The sequence below is a fragment of the Dyadobacter subterraneus genome, assembly GCF_015221875.1.
GTDB lineage: Bacteria > Bacteroidota > Bacteroidia > Cytophagales > Spirosomataceae > Dyadobacter > Dyadobacter subterraneus.
Map to the genome: position 1 here is coordinate 278,603 of NZ_JACYGY010000001.1, position 12,405 is coordinate 291,007.

Consider the following 12,405-nt stretch of genomic DNA (forward strand, 5'->3'; position numbering starts at 1 on the left):
GTTTAAAATTTGACCTTAAACAGTCAGGAAGTTTGATTCTTTGCGGGTCTGGTTATCAAATCCAGTGAAATTCATTTAGCATTAAACCAATAAAAAAGAGTTTGGTTAAGCCAGCAGACTTTCCAAACTCCCTCCATTTTTGTATTATTATTTCAAATCGCTGATCGCGACTGCGTCCATATCGGTATAATCTTTATTTTCTCCGGCCATGCCCCAGATGAAAGAATAATTTGAAGTTCCACATCCCGAATGTATCGACCAAGGTGGAGAAATGATTGCCTGGCGGTCAGAAATCCATAAATGACGGGTTTCCGAAGGTTCTCCCATTAAGTGTAAAACGCGCTGGTTTGCAGGAACGTCAAAATATAAATAGGCTTCCATTCGTCTGTCATGTACATGCGACGGCATAGTATTCCAAACGCTTCCTGTTTTTAAAACAGTAAGACCCATTACAAGCTGACAACTTTGAATTCCGTCCAGGTGAATATATTTATAAATCGTTCTGTGATTGGAAGTTTCAGGACTTCCAATTGTTACAGGCGTTGCATCTTCTTTGGTAAATAAACGGGTTGGATAAGTATGATGTGCAGGGGAAGATAATAAATAAAATGCTGCCGGATTGGCACTGTCGTCACTAGAAAAAACCACTTTCTCAGTACCTTTTCCAACATAAATACAACCCATTTTACTGATCGCAATTTCTTCTCCATCCGCCGTAACTTTTCCGTCTCCACCAATATTGATGATACCAATTTCCCGTCTCTCTAAAAAGTAATTACTTTTCAGCGAATCAAAAGTTTCCAAAGTCAGAGGAGAAGTTGCCGGAATTGCACTGCCGATCATTACACGATCATAGTGCGAATAAACCCAGCTGATTTTATCATTTTCAAAAATATTTTCAATTAAAAAATTCTCACGCAAAGTTTCAGTATTCATCTGGGAAACTTCTTTACGGCTACTCTCAAATCTGATTTCCATAATTTTAGCTTTTGGCTGTTAGCGATTAACGGTTAGCTTTTCACAAAACAGCACTTTATATAATTCCAATATCTTTTACTTCAACCAAGCCAACATTCTATCATTCAAAATTGACCGAGCCAACATTCACTCATTCTATCATTCACTCAATCAAAATTACCTCCCCATCCATCCACCATCCACCGTCAAAGTGGTTCCATTAACATAATTGGAAGCATCCGAAGCAAGGAATAAAACCGGGCCTTTAAAATCTTCCGGCAAACCCCATCTTCCGGCAGGAATTCTGTCGAGAATGGATTTACTTCTGACCGGGTCATTTCTAAGCGCTTCGGTATTATCAGTATTGATGTAACCCGGAGCAATGGCATTTACATTAACACCTTTTCCAGCCCATTCATTGGCCAGCGCCTTTACCAAACCACCTATGGCACTTTTAGACGCCGTGTATCCGGGAACATTAATACCACCCTGAAAAGTCAATAATGAAGCGGTGAAAATAATTTTACCATAACCTCTGGTGACCATTTCCTTACCAAATTCACGCGAAAGGATAAACGGAGCGTCCAGATTAATGTTTAAAACCTGGTCCCAGTATTCATCTGAATGTTCGGCAGCCGGTTGGCGTAAAATGATGCCGGCATTATTCACCAGAATATCAATCGTTTGATGTTCTTCTTTTACTTTTTTGATAAAAGAATACAGACTTTCACGATCCCCCAAATCAACCTGATACGGGTAAAATTTCCGTCCTATTTCTGTAATGGATTTTTGAATTTCACTTTCAGTAGCGGGAAGGGAGGACGAAACGCCTATAATATCTGCGCCTGCCTCTGCCAGAGCTTCGGCCATTGCTTTACCTATTCCCCGGTTGCAACCTGTTACCAGCGCAGTTTTTCCGGTCAGGTCGAATAAATTTGTACTATTCATCTAAATGGTTCTTGTAGCTTTTCCGGTATTTCAATCAATAAAAAAGAATGTGCCGGAAAACAAATATGAATTTTAACGAGTTTAGATTTAATAATCAGAAACATCAAACAATGCCCGGCCTTTTTTTGTGCAATCGTTATCGGGAACGTTACCATTCATTCAAGTTTGAAGTTTGCCAGCGGATCGTTGCAGATTTGTAGTCGAATTTTGTATCTTCACTCATTGGAAGGATTTGTAGAGTTAATTCAGGAATAAATTGCAATAAACAAATATATTCTTTGGAAACGATTACCATAAAAGATATTGCCCGGGCCTTAAATTTATCCACTTCCACGGTTTCCCGTGCGTTGCGGAATAGTTATGAGATCAATACTGAAACCAAGAAACTCGTTTTGGAATATGCCGAGAAAATGAATTACCGGCCTAATCCGATTGCGTTGAGTTTACGGGACAGTAAGAGCAAATCCATCGGTGTAATTTTACCTGAAATCGCCAATAATTTTTTCTCTCAGCTTATTAATGGCATTGAATCCATCGCTTACAATATGGGCTACCATGTTGTGATTTTTCAAAGTCATGAATCTTACGAGCGGGAGGTTGCCAACACCAATTATCTTGTTTCGAGAAAAGTGGATGGTTTGCTCGTATCCTTATCGAGCCTTACAACGGATATATCGCATTTTGAGGAATTGCTCGATAAAGGACTTCCAATTGTTTTCTTCGACCGTGTTCCCAAAAAAGTTGATACACATAAAATCGTTGCGGATAATTTTGGTGGAAGTTATCAGGCCACAGAGCATTTGATCAAAACGGGGAAAAGAAAGATTGCGCATATTACCAGCCCGATCTATTTGTCGATCACAATGGAACGACTTGCAGGCTATCGAAAAGCTTTGGAAGATCATGGTATTCCATTTGATGAATCTTATGTAAAATATTGTCACCACGGCGGTATGGTTGTGAGTGAAAATGAAACTGCTGTGCAGGAATTACTGGATATGGAGGAAGTTCCGGATGCTATTTTCACAGCCAGCGACAGAATCACAACGGGTTGTCTTTCTGTTTTACACCGAAAACATATCCGCATTCCCGAAGAAATTGCCATTGTTGGGTTTACCAATATTGGTGTTGCTGAATTACTAAATCCGCCATTAACAGCAGTCGTTCAACCTGCCATGGATATGGGAAACCAGGCGACTGAACTTTTGATCAAACTGATTGAACATCCTAAAAAACCTACTATTTTTGAAAGCAGATCATTAAAAACTTCTTTGATGATCCGGGAGTCTACTGCCGGTAAAACTGTAAATGTTTCCTAGTATTCAATAATTCATGAACGGTTCTTCTGCGATTTGTCTGCCGGTTGAAAATTCACTTTTTAACTTCCGGGTAGCTGGTGTTGCTATGCATAACGGAAAATTACTTCTGCACAAAACGCCAACTGATAATTTCTGGAGCCTTCCGGGCGGGCGGGTTGATCTGTTTGAATTTTCCAGAGAAACGCTTTTACGTGAAATGCTGGAAGAAATTGGCAAAACGGTTAGCGTTGGTAATCTTCTCTGGGTGGTTGAGAACTTCTTCGAATACAACAATATCAAACATCATGAAATCGGGTTTTATTACCAAATGGAGATTTCTGATCTTGAAAACCAGGATGATTTTATTGTGACAGAAGATGAAACAGAGCTGTTATTTCATTGGGAAGAAATTGATAAAATAAATCCCGGAAGCATATATCCGGAATTTATTACCAAAGATTTACTCCTCAATACTTCGTCAATTCAGCATATCACCCAAAATTTTAAAAATCTGAATGTCATTTAATTGATTTGGTAATGAAGTGCCATTTCACCCTTCCGAAATTATTAGGTTTTCCGTTTTCAGCCTCAGAAATACGCCCTTTCAAAACGCCGTTTTTTTCTTCAACAATCAAATCCCGCCACGAATACTGATCTTTTTCATAAGCGAAAGTTTCACCATCATCATCATATAATCTTGAAACAGCAGGTTTTTTACCATAAACCCGAATTTCCAGATCAACTTTTTCTCCTGCTTTTGGCGCATGTAACAGCGGCGGCATTAAAGGAATAATTCCTCCTTCTTTTACAAAAACTGGAATCTTGGCAAGTCCGGGTGTGATGGTAATAACCTGACCGTCGCCAACAAAATTTCCGTTATAGAAATCGTACCATTTTCCTTTTGGTAAAATTACTTTTCTTGAAGTTTGCCCGGTAAACATCGGAGCGACCAGCAAGTATTCCCCGGCCATATACTGATCTTTTACTTCTCTGGAAGTTGCTTCTTCGTATGGATTTTCTTCCAGATTTGTTGCGGTTTTTTCTTTTGTCAAATCGCTGCCAAATCCATCTTCCAGGCTCATTCCACGGAAAGGCGGCGTTCCTTCATAATGATATTTTGCAAAAGTAGAATACCAGTAAGGCATCATCCGCATCCGTAATTGCGCAACTTCTTTCACCTGTTCCGCTACTTCCGGGAAAGTCCAGGGCTGCGTACTGCTTGCCCACGCATTGATCATCGCCATGGGCGAAAAACAAACGGTTTGAAATCTTCTCAGCCATTCTTCACTCGTTTTTGATGCACGTACCTCCGGCGTCCAAAGTACCCCTGCATAACCACTGTTGATCAATGCAGTGATAAATTCTTCGTGACTATAATTGTCGTTGTAAATCACATATGGGAACGAAGAACCGCCTGCATTTGAGCCACGGACTAAACTATAAGTCCGTCGGTTATTTTTCCTGAACATTTCATAGGAATATTTCTGAACCAGCAAGCCATAAGTCTGTCGCATTTGTTCAGAAGTATGTCTGGATGGAAAAGTAGCAACATCTGGCCAGACATAAGAATCATAGCCATCGACTTCATCAATTTTATACCCGCTCACGCCAATTTTCACATGTTCTTTTTCAAACTGGTCAAATAAAATTTTTCTGGCTTCGGGCATTGAAAGATCTGGCACGATACCATTCCAGACTGTATGAGAACCTGTAAAAGGTTTTATGGCGGAATAAATTTCAGCATCCGGCGAAACGTATGGATTTGTCCACAAATTGATTTTTACACCGACTTCATCCATTTCTTTTACAACTTTCTCAGGATTTGGAAAACGAGTTTTATCCCATTCAAATGTGCAGGGATAAGATTTGCTTTGCCAGCCCGGTTCCAGCCCGATAAAATCCAGCGGGAAACCTTTGTCAGAAAATGCCTTGGCTTCGGCTTTTACCTGAGCGTCGGTATACAAACGGTTTACGCGTTGGGTAAATCCTAAACCCCATCTTGGAGGCAGACAACCTCCTCCGCTCAGCAAATTAAACCGCTCAATGACATTAACCGGTTTTGGACCTGCGAATACATACATTTCAATACCTTCCGCCGGAACCAGCATTTCCACGGCATCAGAATATGGATGCGCACTCCAACTGTCATCAGTATTTCGGTCTTGTACTTCCGGAGGATTTTTGCTGTCTTTTCTGACTGAGGAACCTGCGTAAACATCAATATATTTTGAAGAATTAACGAAAACGCCATAACCCAGCGAGGAAATGTAAAATGGGGTGGGAGCATGGGTTCGCCCGTTATCCGACTTTCCATAATGATCAACATGAAGCTGCATAATTCTGCCTCGCTGATGAATCGTCTGGAAATTCAGGCCGAAGCCATATAACTGTTCATTTCGTTGCAGAGGAAAACGCAAATAGGTTTTTCCATTTTTTACTTCAACCGATATATCCGTATTATTAAGTGGAAAAGCTGCTTTTTGAAGTTTTTGCAATGCAGGCGATGGCTGAACATCCGCAGCATTTAATAAGTTATAAACATCGGGTTTACCCACAACACCCTTCCAGACACCCGGATAAATTTCCCGCCAGTTTACAGATTGGGAATGGCTTGAAAATGAAAGATAAATAACGAAAAACGAGAGTCGTAGAAATTTACGTTTCATAATAGTTGGGTCAGATCAAAGGGTATATTGGGTATAAACATCAGCCAATGTTCATAATATTAAGTAAACAAAAATGCCCCTTCTTTCTACTAGAAAAAAACTTTGCAAATTAAAAGTCTATTAATATTGTAGATTAAATAGATTAATAATATATTTGTACTTAGAAACTCAAACAGGTACACAACACCCTAACGATTATGTATTACGAAATCGAAGATGAGCTGGGTAATATTTCTACCATTCAGCTAAAAGAAAGAGAATTGGATGAGCGTGTGGAGGAACTGAAAACTGGTGATTTTGCTCCTATTTTCTATCTTAAATCGGCAGACGGCGTTCAGGTTACTTCCGTTTCAGGATTTTCTGTTGCCGATGATTCCAAATCATTAATGGAACTGATTGCTTACAATCCATTGGTTTTGAGTTTCTATTGTCCATGCTGGGGAAGTTACGCGCCGAAGCATTTGGCAGCGTTGCAGGAACTTGCACCGAAGATTGAAGCATTTGGTGGACAGCTTTTAGTATTAACCAATGAGTCTCCCAAAGAAATTTCAAGGATTTCCAAAAAATTGAATCTCGACTTTACGATTATTCACGATAAGGATTTTAACGTAGCAAGATCGTACGGAGTATATTCAGAAACTTCGCCAATCTGGGATCGTATCGCAGGAATCTCAGAAGAAGTTTTTACGCCTTCTTTGTTTGTGATCGGAAAAGATAGAAAAGTATCTTACGTTTTTGTTGATGAAAATTTTGACGGAACACCTGATCGTAAAGAATTACTGAAATCCGTTTATAACTGGAAAGAGAAAAAATAACGCATCAAAATATTCCTCCGGCACCGGCGATCTGACTGTTTCAATTATATTTGAACCAGCCGGATTGCCGGTTCTGTTTTCTAATCAATCAGCCATCAACATTATGCCTTCTGCTAAATCAGCAATTCAGTCAAAATTACCCAAAGTCGGCACTACCATTTTTACCCGCATGTCCAGACTTGCCGAAGATCATAAGGCAATAAATCTGGCACAGGGTTTTCCTGAATTTGATTGTTCACCGGAATTGCAAAAACTGGTTGATAAATATATTGATCAGGGGAAAAATCAGTATGCACCGATGGCTGGTGTGATGGGATTAAGGGAAGCGATTTCACAAAAAGTTTTTGCCGCAACAAAAACCGAATATCATCCGGAATCAGAAATTACCATAACAAGCGGTGCAACAGAAGCGCTTTATGTGGCTATTTCGACGGTTGTAAATCCGGGAGACGAGGTGATTGTTTTTGAACCGGCATACGACAGTTACGTTCCGGCGATTGAAATGAATGGCGGAATCCCGGTTTTCGTAACGCTTGACCCGCAATATGAATACATCGATTGGGAAATTGTAAAATCAAAAGTGACGAATAAAACCAGGGCTATCATTATAAACACACCGCATAATCCAACTGGGAAAGTCTGGACGGAATTCGATTTAAAACAACTGGATTTCCTGGCTGATAAAAATAATCTTTTTGTGATCAGCGATGAGGTTTATGAGCATATCATTTTTGATGATTTAAAACATGTTTCTGCTGCTTCAATTCCTTCCTTAGCGTCCAGAACATTTTTATGTGGCTCTTTTGGAAAAACATTCCATGTTACCGGCTGGAAAGTTGGCTATTGTCTGGCACCCAAAGAATTTACGGCTGAGTTTCGGAAAATACACCAGTTTATGGTTTTCAGTGTGATCACGCCTTTTCAATTTGCTATCGCAGAATTCCTGAGACAACCGGAGCATTATCAAACGCTTTCCGCGTTTTATGAAAGGAAAAGAAATATTTTTAACGAGGCGATAAAGGATATTGGATTTATTTTGAAACCGTCGGAAGGGAGCTTTTTTCAAAATGTATCTTATAAAAACCTGTCGGAGGAAAATGACCTGGTTTTGGCTGAAAGATTGACAAAAGAAGCAGGTGTTGCATCCATTCCACTATCCGCATTTTATGGTGAAGAAACGAATTTCCGTGTATTAAGATTTTGCTTCGCCAAAAACGACGACACGCTTCTGAGAGCTGCTGAGTTATTGAATAAAGTAATCTGGTGATTTTTTAGGTTACACAGAGAACCACGGAGAAAATGAGAGGGGCACAGAGTTATTTTTGATTCAATAAAAACTCTGTGTTCCTCTTTTAATCTCTGTGGTTCTCCGTGTAAACCAAAAATTATTTCTTAAATAATAATGCTTTTATGGGCTGGATTCTTGTGATGATCAGTGTTGGAATCATCAGTATGAGTGCGGAAACGATGATTGTGGTCACGTTGATCAACACAAAAGTTGGCCAGTCAAAATCTATTGGGACCGTATCCATATTATAATTTACAGGATCCAGCGGAATGATTTTATAATGGTGCTGCAGCCAGCAGAAAGATAATCCCGCAATATTTCCGATCAATAATCCTTGTCTGACCATATACAAACCTACGCGTAAAAATACCATTCGGATTTGTTTATTGGGACTACCGAGTGTTTTCAAAAGCCCGATTAAGGGTGTCCTTTCCATGATCATTACCAATAAAATGGAGATCATATTGAAGCAGGCTACAAACAAAATCAGGGTTAGGAAAACGGCTGTGTTTTTATCCAGCAAATAAAGCCAGTCAAATAACTGACGAAATGTGTCCGTAACTTTTTGAAGATAAACGGCCGGAGGAAGAATTCTTTTTAATTGAAGCGCGACCTGATCCAGTTGTTTGAAATCTTTTAAATAAATCTCATAAGTCCCAATGGAATCTGCACCCCAGCCATTTAGCCGCTGCACAAGTCTGAGATCACCAATAACCAGACGATCATCAAATTCCTCCATTTGGGTATCATAAATTCCGGTAACGGTGAGTTTTCTTGGCCTCGGCGGATCCTGCAAAGAATACATAATTACGTCATCCCCAGGTTTTAACCTAAGCTGTGAAGCAATTTTCCGACTGATCAAAATTTCAGAAGAATAACCATATTTGATTGAAGAAGAATCTTTTGAGCCGATCAATCTTCCTTCTATTAATGAACGTTTGAAAAGACTCCAGTCGTAATCTTTTCCTACTCCTTTCAATACAACACCTTTTATTTCATCAGGCGTTTTTAAAATTCCGGATTTATGCGCTACGGCTTGCCAGTGACTTATTTCCGGCATTGTCTTTAAAGCGTCAGAAACGGGATTTTTTACATTCATCGCGCCTTCTTCATAGGTATTTCCCTGCGCGAAAGCTGTGATGTTGATATGAGCGCCAAAGAGGAAAACCTTTTCCTGAATTGTTTTCTTAAAACCGATTAAAACTGCAAAAGATATTATCCCGACTGCGACGCCAATCGCAATACTGGCCACGCCAATACGTGAAACCGTTGCTGAAAATGAACCGGCTTCATTGTTCCGGATGCGTTTGGCGATAAAGGAAGGAAATTGCAAAGAATCGGACTGGTTAAAATTGATTTATCTGCAAAAGTAGGTAAAAAATATACCGTGATGAAAACGGCGTCTGTGATCGGTGACTTTTTGTGTAGAAAATAAAAATGATTTGCACAAAAAAGATCAGCCTTCGTTGGCTGATCTCAATTTTATCAAAACAATATTTGATTATCAAAAGAATCAAGTTTTTTTAAAACACCACGAAATTATAATAGTTTGATATGTCACCAACTTTTTCATACGACCAAACTGGTTTCAAAGTATATGAGTAAGTAACGGGGCCAAGTTTTGGATCTGTGAGGTCCACCGTAAATTTTAAACTTGGTGGTGTAGGGGCTGCCTGGGCTGCCTCGAGTGTGGTATAGCTGATAATGCTTGCGAGATCAAGTTTTGCAGGGTTCTCAAACGGAATAGGGATCGTACTTGAACCCACATAACTTTTGGTTACAATGGTCCCAGCCACGTCGTCCCAATAATATTCAAGATTCAGAGGCAGTGGAATTTTAACTGAGAAAGAAAATGTTTTTGCGGTCGAAGGGAATTTAGTGTTTGGTATTTCGCTACCCGAATAAATCAGAATATATCCTTGTCGAAAAAGAAAAAATACACTTTTCCGGTAGGCATCAAATGCGGGCAAATTTGTTAAATCAACGGTTTCGTTGCCGGATTTTCTTTCAATTTTGGTTACGTAAAGGATTTGCGACTGAACCAAATTGAGGGCTTCTTCCTTCGTTAATGCGGCTTTTTTTAATTCTGGTTCTTGTTTCTCATTAGTGCACGAAAGCGTTACACTCAAAAAAAACAAAATGTAAAGTAAACATAATGATGGTTTCATAAGTGTGATTGATTGGTGAATTGACAGTCATAAAAATAAACATTTTGTAATTATTATTTTATTTATTATGATTATTTCTATTAAATGGTTTCTCGTCCTAATGGGATTTTGCAATTCATCGCTTCCTGTTTAATTCTTCTCATCTTTTTTTTGTTATGTTGGCAGAGAATTAGAATTGTAAAACCCAAATTGCAGATCACAAACCGGATTATTGATTATGTCATTTATAAAAGTAGCTTCGGGTGTAGTTAACCAGACGCCAATGTCGTGGGAATCCAACACCAAACATATTATTCAGGCGATTGATGAGGCAAAAAAGCAGGATGTGAGTTTGATATGTTTACCTGAATTATGTATTTCCGGTTATGGCTGTGAAGACTATTTTTTCGCAGCTGATTTGGCCGAACAAGCGTTGAAATGTCTTCATGAAATCGTTAATGAAACTGCCGGAATTGTTGTTGCCGTAGGGTTACCGGTTCGTCACAATAATAGTTTGTATAACACAGCCTGTCTCATTGCCAATAAACAGATTATTGGATTTTATTGTAAACAAAATCTGGCCAATAACGGGATTCATTATGAAGCCCGCTGGTTTCGTCCCTGGCCAGTTGGCTTGGTAGAAAGCATTGAAATTGATCAGATGTTATATCCTATTGGTGATATCATTTTTGATCTTTCTGGTGTAAGAATTGGGTTTGAGATTTGTGAAGACGCCTGGGTTTCTAACCGTCCTGGCCGTCGTCATTATGAAAGAGGCGTTGATATTATTCTGAATCCAAGTGCAAGTCACTTTGCTTTCCATAAATTTCTGACCCGTGAAAGGCTCGTTCTGGATGGTTCCAGATCTTTTGGTTGCAGTTATGTTTATACCAATTTATTGGGAAATGAAGCCGGAAGAGCAATTTATGATGGTGATGCAATGATTGCGTCAAACGGTGAAATGCTGGTAACCAGTGATCGTTTCAGTTATGAAGATCATCTGATTATTACTGCGGTTGTTGATACCGATAATACACGCTTAAATCAGCTTCAAAATAAAATCTCATCTTTCATAAAAGATAAAACCTGGCGAGTTCCAGCCCGTTTTGATTTTCCTGAAATTGATCCTGTTCCACAACAAGTTGCAGAATTGGAAGCTTTTGAAAAAGGTGGAGCGTTGAAAGAAGAGGAATTTGCCAGAGCAGTATCACTCGGACTTTTTGATTATCTGAGAAAAAGCCGGTCCAACGGATTTACAATTTCTCTTTCGGGCGGTGCTGATTCCTGCGCTTGTACAGCTTTATGTGGTTTGATGATTCGCCTGGCTGATGAAAGTATTGGTTTGGAGCGTTTCAAGGAAAAACTTTCCTATATCAAAGACATCCAGTCGGCGAAAACGGAGGAAGATTTAGCGCTTGCTTTGGTTCATAATATTTATCAGGGAACAGAGAACAGTTCAACTGATACGCTGGAATCGGCTCAGTCACTTGCGGAATCAATTGGTTCAACGTTTTATAATATTAACATAAACGGATTGGTTGAAACGTATAAAAGTTTGATCGAAGAACAGATCGGCAGACAATTATCGTGGAAAACCGATGATATCGCTTTGCAGAATATTCAGGCGAGGGTGCGTGCTCCTGGCGTCTGGCTGATTACCAATTTGTCGAATCATTTACTTTTGGCAACATCAAACCGCTCGGAAGTTGCTGTGGGTTATGCGACGATGGATGGTGATACTGCCGGAAGTATCAGTCCGCTTGCCGGGATTGACAAACATTATCTGCGTCAGTGGCTGCGCTGGCTGGAAACGGTAGGTTGTGAAGTAAAAGGAAAACATATCCGGATTGAAGGGTTGAAAAAAGTAAATTCCTTACAGCCAACGGCGGAACTTCGTCCATTGGAATTAAACCAGACAGACGAAGCTGATCTGATGCCATACGATTTTCTGAACGCTTTGGAAAAAGTGGCTATCCGTGATAAAAAATCGCCGGTTGACTGTTACAAAAATGTGCTGGTTCGTTATAAGGAAGTTTATTCAGAATCTCAGATTTTGGGCTGGACAGAACGTTTTTTCAAACTTTGGAGCCGGAATCAGTGGAAACGTGAGCGATATGCGCCATCCTTCCATCTGGACGATTTAAATCTTGATCCACGCTCCTGGTGCCGTTTCCCGATTCTTTCAGGAGGATTTGAGAAAGAACTTGAAGAGCTGCGGTATTATGCGGATGGAAACAGAGGAAGGTATGGGAGAGGAAGAATAGGATTTTAAAGGTTTCACGATTT

At 39.7% G+C, this 12,405-nt stretch carries 10 protein-coding genes; 5 read left to right on the forward strand and 5 right to left on the reverse strand.

What is annotated here, in order from left to right; all coding sequences use genetic code 11:
* Positions 1-147: 147 nt before the first annotated feature.
* Together kduI and kduD are read right to left on the reverse strand one after the other, a co-directional pair.
* Positions 148-978 carry a 5-dehydro-4-deoxy-D-glucuronate isomerase gene (gene kduI, locus IEE83_RS01265; protein WP_194118833.1) on the reverse strand — a complete coding sequence of 277 codons (831 nt, stop codon included), beginning with the start codon at positions 976-978 and terminating at the stop codon, positions 148-150.
* Between the two features lie 156 nt (positions 979-1,134).
* Positions 1,135-1,905 (reverse strand): 2-dehydro-3-deoxy-D-gluconate 5-dehydrogenase KduD, encoded by a 771-nt coding sequence (kduD, locus tag IEE83_RS01270; protein ID WP_194118834.1) that lies wholly within the window; start codon positions 1,903-1,905, stop codon positions 1,135-1,137.
* 278 nt (positions 1,906-2,183) lie between these two features.
* Between kduD and IEE83_RS01275 the strand changes: the two genes are divergently transcribed.
* Complete coding sequence (locus tag IEE83_RS01275) at positions 2,184-3,224, forward strand: LacI family DNA-binding transcriptional regulator (protein ID WP_194118835.1); 1,041 nt, start codon at positions 2,184-2,186, stop codon at positions 3,222-3,224.
* A gap of 13 nt (positions 3,225-3,237) precedes the next feature.
* Positions 3,238-3,729: an NUDIX hydrolase gene (locus tag IEE83_RS01280; RefSeq protein ID WP_194118836.1), complete on the forward strand. Its 492-nt coding sequence runs from the start codon at positions 3,238-3,240 to the stop codon at positions 3,727-3,729.
* On the opposite strand, the gene IEE83_RS01285 is transcribed toward IEE83_RS01280, so the two are convergent.
* Complete coding sequence (locus tag IEE83_RS01285) at positions 3,722-5,869, reverse strand: glycoside hydrolase family 31 protein (RefSeq protein ID WP_194118837.1); 2,148 nt, start codon at positions 5,867-5,869, stop codon at positions 3,722-3,724. The two genes, IEE83_RS01280 and IEE83_RS01285, sit on opposite strands and share 8 nt — an antisense overlap.
* A gap of 197 nt (positions 5,870-6,066) precedes the next feature.
* Between IEE83_RS01285 and IEE83_RS01290 the strand changes: the two genes are divergently transcribed.
* Both IEE83_RS01290 and IEE83_RS01295 read left to right on the forward strand, forming a co-directional pair.
* A complete protein-coding gene (locus IEE83_RS01290; protein WP_194118838.1) occupies positions 6,067-6,684 on the forward strand; it encodes a redoxin domain-containing protein in 618 nt (205 codons plus the stop codon).
* 103 nt (positions 6,685-6,787) lie between these two features.
* Positions 6,788-7,951 carry a methionine aminotransferase gene (locus tag IEE83_RS01295; RefSeq protein ID WP_194118839.1) on the forward strand — a complete coding sequence of 388 codons (1,164 nt, stop codon included), beginning with the start codon at positions 6,788-6,790 and terminating at the stop codon, positions 7,949-7,951.
* Between the two features lie 118 nt (positions 7,952-8,069).
* Here the strand turns inward: IEE83_RS01295 and IEE83_RS01300 are convergent, their stop codons facing one another.
* Positions 8,070-9,305, reverse strand: a complete 1,236-nt coding sequence (locus tag IEE83_RS01300; RefSeq protein ID WP_194118840.1) for an ABC transporter permease — start codon at positions 9,303-9,305, stop codon at positions 8,070-8,072.
* A gap of 190 nt (positions 9,306-9,495) precedes the next feature.
* Positions 9,496-10,140 carry a hypothetical protein gene (locus IEE83_RS01305; protein ID WP_194118841.1) on the reverse strand — a complete coding sequence of 215 codons (645 nt, stop codon included), beginning with the start codon at positions 10,138-10,140 and terminating at the stop codon, positions 9,496-9,498.
* Positions 10,141-10,357: 217 nt separating this feature from the next.
* Between IEE83_RS01305 and nadE the strand changes: the two genes are divergently transcribed.
* A complete protein-coding gene (nadE, locus tag IEE83_RS01310; RefSeq protein ID WP_194118842.1) occupies positions 10,358-12,391 on the forward strand; it encodes an NAD(+) synthase in 2,034 nt (677 codons plus the stop codon).
* The last annotated feature ends 14 nt before the right edge of the window (positions 12,392-12,405 follow it).